The sequence below is a fragment of the Noviherbaspirillum sp. FW303-A3 genome, assembly GCF_058788695.1.
Genome location: NZ_JBYTAZ010000001.1, coordinates 513,949 through 531,492, shown reverse-complemented (window position 1 = coordinate 531,492; position 17,544 = coordinate 513,949). Strand labels below are relative to the sequence as shown.

The window sequence follows — 17,544 nt, the reverse complement described above, 5'->3', positions numbered from 1 at the left end:
CCGGCGATGCTGGTCTGACAGCGAGCGAAAGGAGAAATCGAACATGATTTGCGGAGCCCATTTTTCAGACATCCATTACGCGGGTGCGACATTGGAAGAGGTGGACCGGTGCTTCAGCTTCGCGGTCGATGCCGCGATCGGCAGGGGTGTCGAGTTCGCGGTGATTTCGGGCGATTCGACCGATCACGCACTCGATATCCATACGCCGGCGGTCGATGCCTTGGCGCGCAACATCCGGCGGCTGGCGGATCATTGCCCGGTGCTGATGCTGCAGGGGACGTTTTCCCACGAACCGCCGGGCACGCTGAACCTGTTTCGGCTGCTGGGCGGCCAGTACCCGGTTCACGTCGTCGATCGCCTGCAGCAGGTGGCGCTGCTGCCGGACGGCGTTTGGCAGGCTTCGGACGACTGGCGCTTCGACGCCGTGCCGGAAGGTGCCCGGGCGCTGTTTTCCTGTGTGCCGGTCGTCAACAAGGCAGTGATCGCCGCTGCGGTCGGCGCCACCGAAGCGGCGCGTGCGGTGGGCGAGCAACTGTCGCTGCTGTTGCGGGGTCTTGCGGCGAGCAATGAGGCGGCGCGCAGGCGCGGCATCGCGACCATTGGGGTGTCGCACGGCACCGTGTACGGGTGTCTGACCGAACACGATGTGCCGATGGCTGGCTTCGACCATGAATTCACGACGGGAGCGCTGTTTGCCGCCGGAGCTACCGCATTCATGCTTGGCCACATCCACAAGCACCAGGCATGGATCGGTAACGGCAGGGTGATTGCCTATGCGGGATCGATCGGCCGCTTGCATTACGGGGAACAGGGCGACAAAGGGTTTCTGTTCTGGGAAGTAGGCGCCGATGCCGCGAGTTATGCGCTGGTGCAGACGCCGGCCAGGCGCACCATCGACATCACGTTCGACGGCATGCCGGATCTCGAGCGCCTGCGGCAAATCGTGCGCGAGACCGAGCTGGCCGGCGCGTTCGTGCGGGTGCGCTGGACAATGCCGGAAGAGGATAGCGATGGCGTCGACCGCGCCGCGATCGAGCGCCTGTTTGCCGACGCAGCGCAGGTCAAGCTGGTCGCTCGCGTGATCCCGGTGATGCGCACGCGCGCGGCCGGGATTTCGCACCTGGCCAGCATGGCGGCGAAAGTGCGCGCCTGGGCGGACGTCACCGACGCGCAGGCGGCGCCGCTGCTGGCGTGCCTGGAGGCGTTGCAGATGCACACGCCCGAGGAAATTGCCGCCGCGATCCTGGCACCGTCGGCGCCAGCCGCTCCCGCACCGCCGACGAACAAGACGGAACCGGCTGGCGTTGCCGATCGGGCCGTGAGCGCACCGTGTTAGGGGCCGGCTTGACCGGTGTGCCCGCCCCGCGATACTGAGCGTGGTGCATGGGTGATACCCGTCAATCAATGAAATGGAGGCGGACGATGAAACCGATATTATTGACGTTGAAGGGATTTCGCGGCATCCGGGACGGCTTGGGGCGCGACGAATTGACGCTTGATTTCGAGCAGCTTGGCGGCAATGCGCAGTTGATCGCGATCGTGGGCAAGAACGGGCGCGGCAAGACCACGGTGATGGACAACATGACGCCGTACCCGGTCATGCCGTCGCGCGCCGGGGCCGACGGATTGGGGGGCTTTTCGTATTACGAGCACGTCTTTCTGCCGGAAAGCGTCAAGGACCTGGTGTGGGAGCACGACGGCGCGCGCTACCGATCGCAGATGGTGGTCAGGCTCAACGGCAAGAAAAGAACGGAAGCCTACCTGCACGCGTCGAAGGCGGACGGATGGGTACCGGTGACCCTGCCGGACGGGACGGTATCGGATGGCAAGCTGGACACCTATCTGCGCTGCGTCGAAGCGATCCTCGGCAGCGCCCAAACCTTCTTCACATCGGTGTTCGCCGCGCAAGGTCGGCGCCAGTTGTCGGCATACCGGAATGCGGAAATCAAGACCCTGCTGGCCGATCTGCTGGGACTGGAAGAAATCCGCGCGTTGGGCGCCAGGGCGTGCGAGACCGCCAAACTGTTGAAAGCCGGGCTGGCCACTATCCGCCAGGATCGCATGGGACTGCAGACGGACGCCGGCCAGATTGCCAGCGAGATCGCGCGGCTTGGCAATGCGCCGCAACGGATCGCGGTGGCGCAGGCAGCCAGAACCGCGTGCCAGGGCGCGGTCGATGCGGCGAAGGATGCCTTGGCCAAGGTCATGGCGAACCAGGAAGTGGCGACGCATGCCGAGGCGCGGCGCGCCCAGCTGCAAACGGAGCGGCGCGTCATCATCGAGGACGGCAAGGCCGCATTGGCGGCGCTGGATCAGCAGGACCAACGCGAAGCCGACCGGACTACTTCGCTCGAAAGACGCATTGCGCAGCGCGCGTCGGAGCGGCAAAGGAAGCGATCGGCGCTCGTGCAGCAGCGCAACGGATATTTGGAGGTCATCCGGGACGACAGGCGGATCGAATGCGCGACGCGCCGCCTGCCATGGGCGCAGCAGATCGCGTCGGCGCGGGAGGCCGGGATGCTGCCGCTGCGCGGCGCGGTCGAACGATGGAACGCGCTGCTGGCTAGCGAAACGCTGGTGCAGGAAAAGATGGCGGGAATCGAGCGTGCGGCGGGGCAGGCGGCGCTGAAAGCGCAGGAACTCGCGCGGCGCGTTGGATTGACGGCAGCCGTGCCGTGCGCCGGCAGCGACTTGCAGCGCCAGTGCAAGCTGCTGGGCGATGCGCGCGAGGCGAAAAGCCTGATGCCATCCGCGGATCGGCAACTGTGGCAGCTCGAAGAGGATCGCCGGCAGTTGGCGCAGCGCTTGGCAGAAATACGGGAACAGGCGACGCAATTGGCGGACACGCCCGCGCAGTTGGCGAGGGCGGAGGAAAAACTCCAGCGGTCCAGGACGGCGGCGTCGGCCCTGGCGATGCGGGCCGCGCGGCGGGGCGAATTGCAGCAGGCGAGAGCGGCACTCGCCGCCATCGAGGCCCAAATCGCCGCATTGCAGGCAGTCGGGGAGGGCGACACCGAGGAAGAACGGGCGGAGCGCGCCGCGATGGCCGCCGCCGTACAACAAATTGCGGCACAGCGAGCCGCCCAGTCGCGGCGCTACCGGGAAGCGCTGGATCGGGTCGAGATGGCGCTGGCGGGATTGCCAGCGCCCTTCGACGCGTCGCACGTCGCCCAGGCGCAGCAGGCGGTGGCTCAGACACAGCGGGCCATGGCCGACGCGGAGACGGCATACATGGCAGCGGTGCGCGATCAGCAGCGGATGGAAGAATTCCTTGAACGTCAAGACGCCGTGGCGCACAAGCTCGCCCAATGGGACGCCCGTTGTACGGACATCGAGCAGGCGCTGGGCGCTTGGATGCTGTTTGCCCGCTGCATGAGCAACGACGGATTGATTGCCTTGTCGATCGACGATGCCGGGCCCACGCTGTCGCGGCTGGCAAACGACTTGCTGCTGGCCTGCTACGGGCCGCGTTTCACGGTGGCGATCAAGACGCAGGTGGAAACCGGCAAGGGCGAAGCGCGGGAAGGCTTCGATATCGTCGTGCACGACGCGGACGCCGGCGGCAGCAAGAGCGTGACGGCGATGAGCGGCGGCGAGCGCGTGATGATCAATGAATGCCTGACGCGCGCCATCGCGCTCTACCTCACGCATAATTCCGGCCGGCGCTATGAGACGCTGTTTTCGGACGAGGCCGACGGCGCGCTTGATCCGGAGCGCAAGCGGATGTTCATCGCGATGAAGCGTGCAGTCCTGCGCATCGGGCGCTATGCCCGTGAATACTTTGTGTCGCAGACGCCGGAATTGACCGCGATGGCCGATGCGGTAATCGATCTGGGACAGTACGGCGCGCGTGAAATGGGCGTGGAATGTGCCGCATAGCCTGTCGAGAGGAAAAACATGAAGGGCATTTCTTTTGATCAGCTTCCGGTGGGGACCGACTTTTACTGCTTCGGGGGCAAGTGGAACAAGGTATCGGACGAGGCGGCCCGTCTGGTGCGCGCCAAGCGGCGGCCGCGGAAGCCGCGCCGTTTCGCTGCCGACGAACAGGTATTGCCGGTTGGTGGGGTGAAGGAATTTATGCTACGCCAGATCCCTCTTGATCCTATCGACGATGATGAAAGCATGGACCGCGCCGGTGAGCGCGTCTGGTCCTAGGATTGGGGAAACCATGAGCGGAGGGTAGGGATTGTGCCAGCGCCGTGGAAATGACAAGCCAACACTCCCAGGAATGCCTGAGGCGCCTCGAGGATTGGGGCGCAGGTCAAGACCCGTCAAAAGACGAACCGGGCGAATCGCGTAGGTAACGGGCCACAGTTTGCGGGCGTGATTTCGCTCGAACGGAACACCGCGCAGATTGGCGCCGCTATTCAATCCAAGGAAAATGCCACAACGGCGACGCTTCCGTCAGTTGTAAATGAGAACTTGTAATCGTTTTATTGACGATTTCGCCAATTCTAATCAAAATCTCTGAGAATTAATCAAATTTGATCACTCTCACGGGATTCTACATGGCCGATTGGATCGGGTATCGGTGGCTGGCGCAGCACTATGGGGTTGCGCCGGTGCAGCCTTTCCGCATCGACAGTCAGGTGGCAAGGTCGCGCGCGACCGTGCGCGAGCATGGCCATGTCCATGAATTTTACCTGCCCAGCGCGCGTCCGGCCGACACCTTGGCCGGACACCTGACTTTCGCGCTCAAGCATGAAGGCATCCATCTGGAGTTTCTGGCGCGCCTGTTCGCGCAGCTGCCGGCCGATGAACTGGAGCGCTGGATCGCGTCCGAGCCGACCGGCCAATATGCACGTCGCGCGGGATTTTTTTACGAGTTTCTCACCGGACGGCAGCTTGCCTTTCCTGGCGTTACTGCTGGCAATTATGTCAATGCCCTCGATGAAGACGCGTATCTGACGTCTGCCATTTCTGATAATAGCCCGCGCTGGCGGATTCGAAACAATTTGCCGGGACCGCGGGAATACTGCCCGATGGTGGCGCGCACGGACAGCGTGCGTAGTGCCGAGCAGTACGATTGCACGCAACGTCTGCACGCCCTCGAAACCGAATTCGGCGCGGATCTGCTGTTACGCAGCGCGGTTTGGCTGACGGTCAAGGAAAGCCGCGCCAGTTTCGCCATCGAGCACGAGGAACAACAGGTCGAGCGGGTCAGGCGCTTCGCGGCGGTCATGGAACAGCGCTGCGGCCATTATGACAGCCCGCTGGACGAGGCGTCGATCACCGCGCTGCAGCGGGAGATTCTTGGGCCGCGCGCGACCCGCTACGGCATGCGCCGCTCGCCGGTCTTCGTCGGCGAAGTCGACGGCTTCATGCAGGTCGTGCATTACATCGCGCCGCACTGGAACGACGCCCCCGGCCTGCTGGCGGGATTGCGCGAATTCGCTGCCCGGACGGCGGGCCGCTCCTCGCTGGTGCGGGCGGCGGTGCTGTCGTTCGGATTTGTCTATATCCATCCGATGGCTGACGGTAATGGGCGCATCTCCCGCTTTCTGATCAACGACGTGCTGCGCCGCGATCGCGCGGTACCCGAACCCTTCATCTTGCCGGTGTCGGCGACCATCACCAGCACCACGGTCAACCGCCGCGGCTACGACCAGGTGCTCGAATTGTTTTCCAGGCCGTTCATGCGGCACTATGCGAACGCGTACCGCTTTGTGGACGAGCGCATCGCGGACGATGGCGTGCCCTACAACCTGGAATTCGATGCCTACGACGACGCCTTGGCCGCATGGCGCTATCCGGACCTGACCGAGCATGCGGAATATCTCGCCCATGTGGTAGAGGTGACCATCGAACAGGAGATGCGCAAGGAAGCCGGCTATCTGCGCAGCCTGCGTGCGGCGCGTGAACGCGTGAAACAGGTGATCGAAGGGCCCGACGCCGACATCGATCGCATCATCCGCTCGGTACGGGAGAACGGCGGGCAGCTGTCGAACAAGCTGAAGAAAGCCTATCCGCAACTGGTCGACGCCGACGTCGGTGCCGAAGTCATTGCGGCCATCCATGCGGCCTTCCAGCCCTGATCAACTAGGAAACCTGAGAACCGATGCCAATGAATCGATTGCATACCGCTTCCACCGGCGCTGATGAGGACGCCTTGCGCAGCGCATTCCAGTGCTGCGGGACCTTGCTGCAGTCGCGCGGCAGCACGGTGATGGGCTTGGCCATCCATAGCAAAAACAATCTGGATGGCGTGTTGCGGGATGTGTTTGGCGTCGACGTCATTCGCGTGCTGGATCGCGACAACAAGCTGGATTTGAAAGGCATCACGCTGCATTTGCTCACCGAGAAGATCCAGATGCGCAAACTGGAGGGGCCCGTGCTCGCCGCCTTTGTCAATCCCGACAAGCTCGACAAGATCGTTGCTTGCGCTGGGGTGACTGACGTTGTGTTCGTGCCTTGGGTTGCGGAGGAGCTGGGCGCCTATCTGACCAAGCACCCGTCGTCGACGGAGATTTTCCGGTCGCCGACTCTTGATGTCCCATAACAGAAACGTGCATGGCGCAGAGGCGCAGACCGGCATTGGCTGGCGGGATGCCGGCTTAACCAAACCACCGCCGCCCGATGTTGTGGGAGGGGAAAGTGGCTGAGCATTCTGTGCTATCGACAATACCTTGCGTGCGCTACCTCGACCAGGCACAACAGCAGTTTGATGGCCTGGTGCGCAGACATCCCGCACCGTTTTCCGGCAGCGGGTCGATCGATGATCTGTTGAAAGGGAGGTTCGCCGAGCAATATGCAGAGCTGCTGGAGCGGGGCGCACAGGCGAAGCGCACGATTCGCGTCGTTAGCCAGGAGCATGCGCGGCGGCTGGCACTGCCGTGGTGGCGGCGCCTTTTCACGTATTGGGAAATCCGGGCGCTTGCCAAGACGATCGACGACGCGTCGCAGGTTGATCAGGCAGTGCAAGCGGAGCAGCAACGCGCATGGACGTTGTTCTCGGAGAATTCGCAACACCGCGAAGCGGCACAGCACACGCTCGACCTCCAGCGTCAGCAGAGGCAGAAACATGTTGCCGCGACTGCGTTCCGGGAACGGGCCACCGCGCTGAAGCAGCAGCTTGCGATGAAAGTGGGGCGATACGCAGCCATCATCGACCGCCATGCGCCGCGAGCCGATCATGCGCCTTCAATTGACACCAAAGCCGGACTGGCAGCGGTCCTTCACTATTTCGACCAGCTGGAATCCTTCCTGAAGGATCGGCTCCCCGCGTTGGTCGCGCGCTATGCGGCGCTGGCCGAGGCAGAAAATGTGCTGCGGGAACTATTGGACGATACTCCCAATCCCATCGGTGATGCAGCGCAAACGTTTGAACTGGCGACAGCGAGGGCACTGCACGCACTGTTGACTGCCTCACCGTACCCGCAATTGGAACCGCTGACGGCCTTGTTGACGCGCTGCACCGATCCGCACGCGTTTCAGCGTCATGAAGCATGGCTCATTTTCTGGACCGCGGTATCCGCCATCACCGGGTATGCGCGCAAGAGCCTGGACAGCGCCAGCGCCGAGGATCCGAAGGCCGACTGGTGGTGCGCGCAATGGGAGGCGCAGATCAAGGCATGGGGGGCGACAACGCTGTCTGCGCTGGGTCTTGACCGGCAGGCGATCCGGACTGCGCGGCTGCATCTGCAAAATACCAAGGCGGAGACGGCTATCGGCGGCGACGTGCTGCTGATGCTGTGGGTGGTGCTACCGGATCGACAGTACTGCCGTGTTGCCAATATCCAGTTCAAGCGCGCGATGCATGACGAAAAGACGGTCGATGTCTTTCAACATGGCTGGCGCCAGTTCGATACGCTGGTCAGCCTGCATCGGGAATCCACGGGGCGCTGGCTGGGCTTGCATGCGTTGTTGCGCAAGCAGCTCGATGGCTTGGCGTCCGTGCCGGCGCTGTTGGCGCCGATTTCGCTGGACGTGCTGGGACGGCAGGTCAGCCAAGGCAACGACGCCAGCGGAAGGCAGGCTCGAAGCGGATCTTCCGCGATCAACTGGGAGTCGTACGGCGAGTCTCTGGCGACAGCGTTGGCTGGTGGCCTGTGTGGGACGACCGGGACAGCGTTCGCCAGTTTCCAGGACGCGTTCGACTGGGTGGAAAGCCAGGGCAGCGTGGGACTCACCGAATACATGCTGATTCAGTCGGTTGGCGGCGATGCAGACCACTTGAATTATGCGATGCGGCGGGCGCAGGAATGGGCGCGCCGGCACGGACATGACTATTCTCGTTCCGCCGGCTTGAAGCACTTTCTCGGTCGAGAGGCGGAACACGACCATGGACCTAGTCTCTGAGAAAAAATCGAGAAGGTGCGTGAGAGCGGGGCGAGCCGCTCCCACGCATGCGCTTACTTGAACTTCACTTTCGCCACAAGTTCTTTCAGCGCCGGCGCCGGGCGGGGAGCGCGAACGAAATCTTCCCGGCGCAACAGGCATGGAACGGCATTAACCTGGATGACGTTCCCGAGCTGATTCAGTCGATGAGGTTCGTTGGACTCTCCAACGGCGCGTGCGGTGAAAATCGATGCCGCAATCGCGGCAACGGAACCAGTTCAGGCCGCCAAGACTACCGAGTAATCGACCGAATCCTGGACAGGCAGGACAACGAGGCGCATTCATTTCATCTCCTTTCGGAAAAACGGAAGGGAGCCGCCCGCAAGAGTGGCCCCCTCGGGGTTAGCAATGGATAACTCGCCTACAACAGACCCTGTTGTGCGAAGGACAGGATGCTGTCGCCTGCGACAATGAAATGGTCCAGCACGCGGACATCCACCAAGGCCAGCGCCTGTTTCAGCGCTTGGGTCAATGCGCGGTCGGCGGTGCTGGGCTCCGGGCTGCCTGAAGGATGGTTGTGCGCGAGCAGCAGCGCGGCCGAATTCCGGGCCAGTGCGGACTTCACCACTTCACGCGGATAGACGCTGGTGTGGGTGAGCGTCCCCCTGAAAATTTCTTCGTCCCCGATCAGGCAGTTGCGCACGTCGAGGTGCAGCACGATAAATACCTCGTGTTCCAGCACGGCGTAGTGCAATTTGAGCCAGGCGCGGACCACATCGGGCGAGTTCAAGGCCGGACCGGACTGCATCTGATTGACCAAGTCGCGCAGCAGGATCTCGCGCGCCACCGCAAGCTTTTGGCGGACAAGCGTGGCGCTGGGGGCAAGCGTCGGTGAACCGTTGGGTGACAGGTATGCCGCCGACGCATCTGCAACGGCCGCCGCAGGAGGCGGCGCGAGCAGTTCGCAAATGAGTTCGGCGCGCGACATGACTGAGAGTTTGCTCATGGCGTTCTCCAAATAAAAAAAGCGGGAACGCCGCGCCCGAGGGGAACGAGGTTCCCGCACGGGATGCACGCATGGCGCGTGCGTAGCTAGAGGGCAGGTAACGACTGCGACGTCTGACCGTGGTCAGAACCTCCTGACGGAGGGGATCGATCGGCGGATCGGGAATGCAGCTTCAGTGTCGCATCCGCCGCAGCTGGTCGCAACCATCCACGGCACTCGCCATGTCAATGCGCCGCTGCGGCGGTCCTGTTTCGGTGGCGGTCACATCGGTGAAACGGAAACAGCGGGGTTGAGAGCGTAAACGCCGTTGAGACCATGTTCTTACGCCTGGCGAAGGCACACAGAACATGGAGGCTTTTATGCAAGAGACGTTACCGCTCTCGCGGATCGTGCAAGGCAAGAATCCGCGCGAATATTTCGACCCGCAGGAAATGGCGGAATTGGAAGAGGGCATCCGCGCCTATGGTGTACTGCAAGCGATCCTGGTCCGCCCCATCGATGGCTCCGACCTGTACGAAATCGTCGCCGGTGAACGGCGTTGGCGCGCAGCCAAAAACGTTTTTGGCGACGACTACGACATGCCGGTGAAAATCCTTGAAGTGGGCGACACCGACGCCGATGCGATCGCGCTCATCGAGAATTTCCACCGCGCCGACATATCGGTCGCGGAGGAAGCCAAGGCCGCGCAGCGCCAGCTTTACCGCAACAACGGCGACAAGGAAGAGACGGCGCGGCAGATTGGCTGGAACGTCACGCTGCTGGAACGCCGCCTCGCGCTGCTCGCCTGTACGCCCGCCGTGCTGGTGGCATTGACCAAGCGGCAGATTCTGGTCGGCCACGCCGAACTGCTCGCCGGGGTGCCGCCCGCCACGCAAGACAAGGTGCTGACCGGCGTCGTCGCCCATCGGGTGCCGGTCGCGGTATTGAAGAAGCAGCTTGGGCAATATGCGCGGCGGCTCGCCGACGCGATCTTCGATACGGCGCAATGCGCGGGATGCATCCACAATTCGGCGCGGCAGGCCGGATTGTTTGCCGAATCGCTCGGTGAGGGCTATTGCCAGCACCCGACGCATTTCGACGAACTGACCATGCAGGTGATCGAGGCCAAGGCCGTGGCGCTCAAGGAGGAATATCAAGTCATCCGGATCGTGAAGCCGAGTGACGGTTTTCAAGCGTTGCACGTGACGGCCGAGGGCGAACTTGGCGTCGGCGCGCAACAGTATTCCGCCTGCGAGGGGTGCCGCTCGTTCGGATGCGCCGTATCGGCGATGCCGGGTTCGTATGGGTATGTGACCAAATCCCTCTGCTTCGACGCCGTATGCAATACGAAGAAAGTGGCCGACTGGCGAAAGGCGGCGCGCAAGGACGTGCAGGCCGTGGCCGCGTCCGCCAGCGGCAGCACACCAGCCAACGCGAACCGATCCAAGACCGTCAATCCGAAGCCGTCGAATCAGACACCGCAGCGGGTTTTGCAGTATCGCGTCGAACAATGGCGGCGCTGGGCGGCGAACGAATTAATGGCGCACCCGGAACGCAACCAGCGGGCGCTGATTGCACTGACCTTGGCCGGGCGCGGGGCAGACATGCGCGCCGCGCAGTATGAAAAAGCGGTCGGCAAGGTGATCGGGAACGAACGGTCGAATGCCACCGGATTCCACGGCCATCTCGAACGGGTTGTCGGCTTCAGCACGGATCAGCTTCCCTGCCTGGTGCAGGCGGTCGCCGCGTCGGCGGCCTTCGGCGTGGACGAAACCAATCTCGGCGTGCTGCTGAACTATCTGCAAGTCGAAGAAGAGCGGCACTTTCAACTGAATAAAGCCTTCCTCGACCTGTTCACGATGAGCGAGTTGGAAAGTTTGGCCACGGAACTCGGCTTGCGCAAGGCGATGGGCGAGCGTTTCAAGACGGCGCGTGCCGGAAAAAAGGACGCTTTCATCGATGCGCTGCTTTCGGTTAAAAATTTCGCGTATCAGGGCGCTGTCCCGCAGGTGATGCGCTATCCGCGCAAGCCGCTACGCCGTGCGGCGGTGACGCAAGAGGCAGAAGGCATCGTGAATGGAAGCGGATCGGAACACGAGGCGCACTCTCAAGAACGCGAAGAATCGGTTTCGGCGTAATCGCCGGATAGGAGCCTGGACAGGCGATAGAACACCCGTAACATGGCTCATAGGGCTTCCCTCGAAAGGAGAATCAACGATGACGATGTTTACAGAACTGTATGCGCTGGCGACGACCGCCACGCTGACGATGGTCGTGAATGCGGACGAGAAGGGCGGGCGGCTGACCATCAGCGTATTGCCGAAGCCGAAGAAGGATGTGGGCGAACCGGCGCTCGCCAAAGACCTGACCTTGACGGCAACGCCGGAGGAATTCGATGCCGGATTCATCGCGGCGCTGCGCGGGTATCGGGAAAAGCGCGCAAGCCTGATGGAACAGGCCGAGGCGACCAGCGAGGTATTGGAAGCGGCCAAGTCCCACCACGCGAAGAAGGCGACCGAGGTGATGACGACGGTCGCCAAGCCACCGCAGGCCGCAGAATCGCCGTCCGCCTCTACCGCACCGGAGGAAACAGGCACTGACGGCACGGCAGAACAGGGCGGCGGCAACGCAGCCTCGCATCCTGCGCCCGGTGAATCACTGGCTTTGTTTGGATAACGAGTGAATTGGAAATAATCCAATCGTCCGTGGCGGCCTCGGGTGGCCATGGGCGTATCCGATAGCGCGTGACAATTTCACGTGACGCCGATGCCGTCATGTGCAGCGGCTATATTACAGATCACCACGTAGCGGCAATCTTGGACGGCCCTCCTTGTCAGGCCGCTGCGTTCTTCATCCCCCCTCACATTCCGGTGTTTTCAAAACCATATTCCGTGCAATCGTGCCGGAATTTGTCAAATTTGACATATATGACCCCGCGAAGTTACTGGCAGGATAGCGATACGCCTTGCAACTGGCACGCTCGGAATTACGGCAGTTTGCCCGGTTTATCGCGACGTCGAATTGCCGTTGCTCGACGATACTTCGGTTATCGCCCATTGCGGAGTTCATGATGCAGTCGAAAAAACATGTCTTGGAATTTTTTCGGAAAGATCCGTGGCCCGTTCGCTTGGGCGTGCTGGTCATTTGGTTGATCTTTTTGCTGGCGCTGGCGGGTTTGATCATGGAGTCCGTTGGTAAATGGCCGTTACTGTCGTTTTTCCTAAAGAGATTTGGTTGACTTGCTAAGCACCATGCATATGCGGCGCAGCTCTGCCACCAATTGTTGGGCAAGCGCTATTCGCTCCTTTTTTGGGGCATAGGAGTCCCGCCGAACCCTGTCCTTGCATTTCAAGCAAGCCAATCTTTTGTGCCCATAAAGACCTGGCGCTGGTTCGTTGCCGCTCCAGTTGAAGGCAGGTCTGTCGCCGGGAGAATGGTTCCTATCGATGCCGGAACGGATTCCGGCGATTGTTGAAAAGGAGCGGCCAATGGCGATCGAAGTGAGCGAAGTGCAACGGTCATACCGTTACAACGGCATCCAACTACCCGACGTGCCGGGGCTGGATGCGCGGGAAATCCGCGACTTGTACAGTGCGCAGTACCCGGAATTGGTGAGCGCGGAAATCGAGATAGGAGAAATTCGCAATGGCGTCCAGCAAATCACCTTCAAGCGGGCGGTCGGCACCAAAGGATAAGCACCGGCTCGCGGCGTTTTCGGCGTATGTCGAGACGCTCGCGAACGGTGAAACCCCGGCCACCGACATGGCGCTGGTGCGCGCTTTGAACAAACGGAACGTGATGCAATGCTCGACGCTATGGAAAATCTTCTGTCAACAGGTGAGCGGGGCGACCGATCGTCAACAGTCGTCGGCTCGGGTATTGCCGCCGTCGCAGGCGCTGCCGCCTCTGCCGTGAATCATGCGCTGCCATTGCCGCGCTTGGCAGGGGCCATTCCGCTGTCGGTGGTGCCGTGCCAGCTTGCGGCGGCGAACGCAGCCGTGGCGCGCTTCCTGATCCAGGCGGGAGCGGTGCGCGAGGGCGACATTCCGCAGGCATGGGACGACGCGTTGGAGGTATGCGAACGGGCGCTTGATGCCTGGGTCAAGCGCGAACTCGGCACGTTGCATTGCTTGCGGCCGTATTTCAGCTTGGTGGCGGTGGACGAAGCGGGCGGTTATCCGTCCGTCTCGCGCAAGGAGCCGGTGCGCTATCACAAGGTCGATATCAGCTGGGGCGAGTGCCGCGAGCGGCAATGGGTGGTCGGCGACACCTTGGAGGCTTTGGAGCGGCAGCAGGCCGGATTCGGTGCGGCGGTGCTCGATGTGTTGCGCGAGAAGAGCCGTTTCGTCTATCCGCTGTTCACGCCCGATCTTGCGTGCGATGTCGCTTCGTATATCTATTGGTGCGGGGACGAGAATGAAGAAGTCGCGCTCGACATGGAATGCGGCGACGACGAAGAAGAGCGGGAAGCGATGCGCGAGGACATGGTGACGCGCAAAAAGCTGGACGAGGCATTCCCGGCATGGGCCATCGCCACGCCGCGCAAGCGTTTCTTGTCGCGTGCCGCACTGGCACGGCTGGCGCAGGGGGCATCCGATTCCTTGGGACGTGACATTGCGGCCGACGTGCTGGCGCTGGCCACATTGCGCATCGAGGACGAATTTCGCTCCGATGTCGATGGCGAATATATCGGCTTTGGCGCGGTGCTGTCGTGGCGCGAGGATGACCCGACCGTGCGCATCTACGACGACTTGCTGCAATTGGCGCATCAGTCCGAGTTTTGCGACCGCATGGGGGAGTTGGAGATCGCCCTCGACGCACCGCAAGCCATGCGGGGATGGCAGTGCGCGATGCGCGTGCGGTTCAGGGCGATCCGGCTGCTCGACCGCTTGATCGACCGGCTATCGGCGGGAAACTGAAGCTGGAGGTGAACCATGAATCAGGCGGAATTTCGGATTCGAACGCAGACCGATGGCATCTTGCGGCTCGATTCTGCGGTATTGATCTACCGCGGCGCGTCGGACAGTGCATTGGCAACGGTACATCAGGTGGAACACGTGGATGGCGAGCCGGTCATCCTGGCCGGGCAGGCGATGACGCCGCGAGCGGCCATTCAACTGGCACGCGCCTTGGCCAAGGGCGTCGCGCATGGCGGCTTTTTGCCGGAAACGGTGCTGTACATGGATGGCGATCTGCTGCTGTGGTGGGTGCCGCCCGGCAAGCGCCATATCGTCTTTCGTGCGCCGGAGTTGGGCGCACCGGAGCGCGGCGAGGCCGTGCCGCATCCGGGATTGGTGTTTGCCGCATCGAGCAGCATCTGGAAGGTATGGGCGGTCAAGGGCAAGCGTCGCCCGACGCTGGGGACGGCGCTGTTCCAGTCCCCGTATTTCAACGTATGGGAGGGTGGCAACATTTGCCGGGGCAATGTGCAGGTGCCGGATGGAACGACCGCCGAGAAGATCGATGCCTGGAATGCCGCCTTTTTCGGGTCGTTCTTTACGCATCCGAATGCCAAGGGCAGGCTGGTGCGCTACCGGGGCCATGATGGCGGCGGCGCGCATGCCTTCTGGCGCGACATGTTGGACGGCAAATTCAAGACCTTTCCCGAGCGCGTCTTGGTGAACGCCAACACGACGCTCGGTCAATTGCTGGGAATGGGAGAGCCGCATGATCAGTGACCCGCGAGACAGCGCATTGCAGAGTGCCTGCCCGGTATTGGCGGCGCCTCGCTTCGGCGCGTTGCCCGATATGCAAAACGGACAGCGGATCGTGATCGCGGTCAACGGCGTGTTCGTGCAGGTGAAGCTCGACTGGCTGGATTGCATGCTGCTCATTGCCGAACTGCCTTCGGTTCCACCGTTGCCGTACGGGACCGTTGAGGCACGTATTGCCTTCGCGTTCGGCGTCATCCCGGTGCGGCTGCTAGAAGCATTCGTCGAGGCCGGGCGAATGAAATTGCCGGACGAGATTGCGGGCGGGCTGATTTACTCGCGTCGTACCGGGAAATTACGCATGCAGGTGTATGACGCATTGCAGGCGGCGCCGGACGGCATCGCGTACCGGATGCCGCAACTGGAGGAAGACGAAACCATCGCCATCGACCTGCATACCCATGGCCGGTCCCGCGCCTTTTGGTCGCCCATCGACAACGGCGACGACCTGGGTATCAAGGTTGCCGGCGTATTCGGGCATCTTCATCTCGGCAAGCCGAGCGCCGCCTTCCGATTGGCGGTGAACGGCTTCTACCAACCGTTGCGCCATCCGTGGGAACAGTCAGAGCTGACGAGCGGCGGTCTTGCAGCGGGGCCACGGCGGTCGATACTGAGCTGGTTGGGTTGGGAAAGAGGGCGGATATGGAACATGTGATCGATGCAGGCCTGCTGAACAAGCGGATAGTGGTGCATTTGATTGGCGTCGGCGGCAATGGTGCGCAGATGGCGGCATGCCTGGCGCGGCTCGATATTGCGATGAAGGCACTGGGGCATCCCTATGGGCTGCATGTGACGGCGTTCGACGGCGACCGCGTCGCCGAGGCGAACGTTGGCCGCCAGCTTTACAGTCCGGCCGATGTCGGGCGGTTCAAGGCGGTCGTGACGATCCATCGCCTGAATCAGTTTTACGGTCTGGACTGGATTGCGCAGCCTTACCGGTACCAGGATTGCCAGCGCCCTACCTTGCTTGGTTCCCACGCCGATCTGGTTGTCAGTTGCGTCGATAGCAGGGCGGCGCGACGGGAGATCCATGCTTGGATGTTCGACAGTAATAACAACTACCACTATTGGCTCGACCTCGGCAATACCGACGCCACGGCGCAAGTGGTGCTGGGCGAAGTGCCGTCATGCAGGCGGCAGCACCCATCCCCGCGCCTGCCGTGCGTGACCGAACTGTTTCCTGAACTGCTGGATGAGTCGGTGCCGGACGACAATGCGCCTTCATGCTCGGTGCGCATGTCGTTGGCTGCGCAGGGCTTGTTCATCAACGACGTGGCGGTGCGCTATGCAGTCCAACTGCTGTATGAACTGTTTTCCAAGGGGCGGCTCACGCAGCATGGCGTGCTGGTCAACCTTGCTTCCAAGCGCAGCGGTCCAATCGATATCGATCCGGTGGCATGGCGCCGATTCGGTTATGTGTTTGATGACACGGAGAAGGGGGCTGTTGCGGAATTGCCGCACGCCGCGTGATTGACCGTTGAAAATGTCAGCGCAGTGACACTCTGATGTGATTGGAGAAACGGGTGAAAATGTTCTTGAAAACAGCGCGAAGAGGTGAAGACAAACGGATAAAACAGCGCGAAAATCGTTGGTGCATCAGCATGTTGACATGGACGACGATGATCCGCCTCGGCAACCACATTCGACTAACCGGAACCGAAATCGCACGGTTCACCAAGATCACCGGGTTTGCTCCCGGTGACGTGAAAACGCTCGATGACCTGGACGCGTACATCCAGCAATGCAAGCGGCATTATTGGGGTGTTTCGAAAGAAACCCGATTTCTACACTGGCTGATGGATCGCGAACGTGCGCGTTGCTGTGGCAGCAAGTCGGTGTGATTTGGACTCAATGCTAGCGGGGACATGAAGTACGTCGAGGGGAGGCGCTTTTGAAGCGTGACTAAAACTTGCGGGGGCGTCGATGGTTACGAAAGACCGCATCCCGGATACCTGGGACGGAGCCGCAGGTATCGCTATGGGATACGGTTAAAAACCTTCGGTCTGCCTCTATTCGAGGGAGTGACCTGCGCATCATCCTGCATTGCCTGTTTTCGAGGCAGGCGAGGATGGTTTCACCGTGCTTTCAGTGTTGGGCTGCCGCGATGCGGACGCCGCCGTCTGACTGTCGAACGCCGATTGCGCTTGCGCGAATTCGGTTTCTTGCGCCAAGCCCCGGACTTGCCGTACGGCCGGCTCCTTGCGCACCTCGGGCAGACATTCGACGGCGAGTTCGCCGCTTTGACGCAACAACTTTCGGATCGCGATGACCGGCGTCACAAACAGGGCGGCGGATAGCATGCGAACGAATTGACCGATGCGTTTGTGACGCGCCTGCCGCGCTTTCTGCGCGCGCAAGGTTTCCTTGCAGCGCAGATAGAGGGCGAGGTGCGCGCGCTTCATTTCCGGATCGGATTCAAGTTGGTTCATCACTTCGGTGGCAATGGCGGGATGGCCGACACGGCGGTAGAAGCTGATCCAGGCTTTCTCCTCCTCGACATCGACGCCACTGCGCCGGGCACGGGAACGATGAATTTTCTCTTGGGACATGGGGTTCTCCAAATAAAAAGGG

At 61.8% G+C, this 17,544-nt stretch carries 18 protein-coding genes; 16 read left to right on the top strand and 2 right to left on the bottom strand.

The annotated features are described in order from the left end of the window. The first annotated feature begins 43 nt into the window (after positions 1 to 43). From AC3WOY_RS02540 to AC3WOY_RS02515, 6 genes are all read left to right on the top strand, one after another. Positions 44 to 1,336: a metallophosphoesterase family protein gene (locus tag AC3WOY_RS02540; RefSeq protein WP_492420805.1), complete on the top strand. Its 1,293-nt coding sequence runs from the start codon at positions 44 to 46 to the stop codon at positions 1,334 to 1,336. An 86-nt stretch (positions 1,337 to 1,422) separates the two neighbouring features. Then, positions 1,423 to 3,879, top strand: a complete 2,457-nt coding sequence (locus AC3WOY_RS02535) for a sbcc family protein (protein ID WP_492420804.1) — start codon at positions 1,423 to 1,425, stop codon at positions 3,877 to 3,879. Between the two features lie 18 nt (positions 3,880 to 3,897). Then, entirely contained in the window at positions 3,898 to 4,155 is a 258-nt protein-coding gene (locus AC3WOY_RS02530) for a hypothetical protein (protein WP_492420803.1), read from the top strand. A 353-nt stretch (positions 4,156 to 4,508) separates the two neighbouring features. Further along, entirely contained in the window at positions 4,509 to 6,035 is a 1,527-nt protein-coding gene (locus AC3WOY_RS02525) for a Fic family protein (RefSeq protein WP_492420802.1), read from the top strand. Between the two features lie 38 nt (positions 6,036 to 6,073). Continuing rightward, complete coding sequence (locus AC3WOY_RS02520; RefSeq protein WP_492420801.1) at positions 6,074 to 6,499, top strand: hypothetical protein; 426 nt, start codon at positions 6,074 to 6,076, stop codon at positions 6,497 to 6,499. A gap of 95 nt (positions 6,500 to 6,594) precedes the next feature. Further along, on the top strand, positions 6,595 to 8,298 hold the full coding sequence (locus tag AC3WOY_RS02515; RefSeq protein WP_492420800.1) for a hypothetical protein: 1,704 nt from the start codon (positions 6,595 to 6,597) through the stop codon (positions 8,296 to 8,298). 400 nt (positions 8,299 to 8,698) lie between these two features. Here AC3WOY_RS02515 and AC3WOY_RS02510 read toward each other — a convergent pair whose 3' ends face one another. Continuing rightward, on the bottom strand, positions 8,699 to 9,283 hold the full coding sequence (locus AC3WOY_RS02510) for a JAB domain-containing protein (RefSeq protein ID WP_492420799.1): 585 nt from the start codon (positions 9,281 to 9,283) through the stop codon (positions 8,699 to 8,701). A 359-nt stretch (positions 9,284 to 9,642) separates the two neighbouring features. Between AC3WOY_RS02510 and AC3WOY_RS02505 the strand changes: the two genes are divergently transcribed. The 10 genes from AC3WOY_RS02505 to AC3WOY_RS02460 all read left to right on the top strand — a co-directional run bounded on the left by AC3WOY_RS02505 (position 9,643) and on the right by AC3WOY_RS02460 (position 16,814). After that, a complete protein-coding gene (locus AC3WOY_RS02505) occupies positions 9,643 to 11,400 on the top strand; it encodes a PRTRC system ParB family protein (protein WP_492420798.1) in 1,758 nt (585 codons plus the stop codon). Between the two features lie 79 nt (positions 11,401 to 11,479). Beyond that, a complete protein-coding gene (locus tag AC3WOY_RS02500; RefSeq protein WP_492420797.1) occupies positions 11,480 to 11,938 on the top strand; it encodes a PRTRC system protein E in 459 nt (152 codons plus the stop codon). 391 nt (positions 11,939 to 12,329) lie between these two features. After that, positions 12,330 to 12,500 (top strand): hypothetical protein, encoded by a 171-nt coding sequence (locus AC3WOY_RS02495; RefSeq protein ID WP_492420796.1) that lies wholly within the window; start codon positions 12,330 to 12,332, stop codon positions 12,498 to 12,500. A 250-nt stretch (positions 12,501 to 12,750) separates the two neighbouring features. Continuing rightward, positions 12,751 to 12,957, top strand: a complete 207-nt coding sequence (locus tag AC3WOY_RS02490; protein ID WP_492420795.1) for a PRTRC system protein C — start codon at positions 12,751 to 12,753, stop codon at positions 12,955 to 12,957. Beyond that, a complete protein-coding gene (locus AC3WOY_RS02485; protein WP_492420794.1) occupies positions 12,908 to 13,177 on the top strand; it encodes a hypothetical protein in 270 nt (89 codons plus the stop codon). The genes AC3WOY_RS02490 and AC3WOY_RS02485 overlap by 50 nt, the downstream gene beginning before the upstream one ends. Then, on the top strand, positions 13,174 to 14,181 hold the full coding sequence (locus AC3WOY_RS02480; RefSeq protein WP_492420793.1) for a PRTRC system protein F: 1,008 nt from the start codon (positions 13,174 to 13,176) through the stop codon (positions 14,179 to 14,181). Before AC3WOY_RS02485 ends, AC3WOY_RS02480 begins: the two co-directional genes overlap by 4 nt. 15 nt (positions 14,182 to 14,196) lie before the next feature. Beyond that, positions 14,197 to 14,940, top strand: coding sequence for a PRTRC system protein B (locus AC3WOY_RS02475; protein ID WP_492420792.1), 744 nt, complete (start codon positions 14,197 to 14,199; stop codon positions 14,938 to 14,940). Further along, complete coding sequence (locus AC3WOY_RS02470; RefSeq protein WP_492420791.1) at positions 14,930 to 15,628, top strand: PRTRC system protein A; 699 nt, start codon at positions 14,930 to 14,932, stop codon at positions 15,626 to 15,628. Before AC3WOY_RS02475 ends, AC3WOY_RS02470 begins: the two co-directional genes overlap by 11 nt. After that, a complete protein-coding gene (locus AC3WOY_RS02465) occupies positions 15,616 to 16,443 on the top strand; it encodes a PRTRC system ThiF family protein (RefSeq protein ID WP_492420790.1) in 828 nt (275 codons plus the stop codon). The genes AC3WOY_RS02470 and AC3WOY_RS02465 overlap by 13 nt, the downstream gene beginning before the upstream one ends. A 53-nt stretch (positions 16,444 to 16,496) precedes the next feature. Further along, positions 16,497 to 16,814 (top strand): hypothetical protein, encoded by a 318-nt coding sequence (locus AC3WOY_RS02460; protein ID WP_492420789.1) that lies wholly within the window; start codon positions 16,497 to 16,499, stop codon positions 16,812 to 16,814. Positions 16,815 to 17,006: 192 nt separating this feature from the next. Here the strand turns inward: AC3WOY_RS02460 and AC3WOY_RS02455 are convergent, their stop codons facing one another. Then, positions 17,007 to 17,522, bottom strand: coding sequence for a hypothetical protein (locus AC3WOY_RS02455; RefSeq protein ID WP_492420788.1), 516 nt, complete (start codon positions 17,520 to 17,522; stop codon positions 17,007 to 17,009). Positions 17,523 to 17,544 lie beyond the last annotated feature (22 nt).

Bases quoted from the DNA above. Each gene is read 5' to 3' on its own strand.
- AC3WOY_RS02540 (WP_492420805.1), top strand. From the start codon at position 44: ATGATTTGCGGAGCCCATTTTTCAGACATCCATTACGCGGGTGCGACA.
- AC3WOY_RS02535 (WP_492420804.1), top strand. From the start codon at position 1,423: ATGAAACCGATATTATTGACGTTGAAGGGATTTCGCGGCATCCGGGAC.
- AC3WOY_RS02530 (WP_492420803.1), top strand. From the start codon at position 3,898: ATGAAGGGCATTTCTTTTGATCAGCTTCCGGTGGGGACCGACTTTTAC.
- AC3WOY_RS02525 (WP_492420802.1), top strand. From the start codon at position 4,509: ATGGCCGATTGGATCGGGTATCGGTGGCTGGCGCAGCACTATGGGGTT.
- AC3WOY_RS02510 (WP_492420799.1), bottom strand. From the start codon at position 9,283: ATGAGCAAACTCTCAGTCATGTCGCGCGCCGAACTCATTTGCGAACTG.
- AC3WOY_RS02505 (WP_492420798.1), top strand. From the start codon at position 9,643: ATGCAAGAGACGTTACCGCTCTCGCGGATCGTGCAAGGCAAGAATCCG.
- AC3WOY_RS02500 (WP_492420797.1), top strand. From the start codon at position 11,480: ATGACGATGTTTACAGAACTGTATGCGCTGGCGACGACCGCCACGCTG.
- AC3WOY_RS02495 (WP_492420796.1), top strand. From the start codon at position 12,330: ATGATGCAGTCGAAAAAACATGTCTTGGAATTTTTTCGGAAAGATCCG.
- AC3WOY_RS02490 (WP_492420795.1), top strand. From the start codon at position 12,751: ATGGCGATCGAAGTGAGCGAAGTGCAACGGTCATACCGTTACAACGGC.
- AC3WOY_RS02485 (WP_492420794.1), top strand. From the start codon at position 12,908: ATGGCGTCCAGCAAATCACCTTCAAGCGGGCGGTCGGCACCAAAGGAT.
- AC3WOY_RS02475 (WP_492420792.1), top strand. From the start codon at position 14,197: ATGAATCAGGCGGAATTTCGGATTCGAACGCAGACCGATGGCATCTTG.
- AC3WOY_RS02470 (WP_492420791.1), top strand. From the start codon at position 14,930: ATGATCAGTGACCCGCGAGACAGCGCATTGCAGAGTGCCTGCCCGGTA.
- AC3WOY_RS02465 (WP_492420790.1), top strand. From the start codon at position 15,616: ATGGAACATGTGATCGATGCAGGCCTGCTGAACAAGCGGATAGTGGTG.
- AC3WOY_RS02455 (WP_492420788.1), bottom strand. From the start codon at position 17,522: ATGTCCCAAGAGAAAATTCATCGTTCCCGTGCCCGGCGCAGTGGCGTC.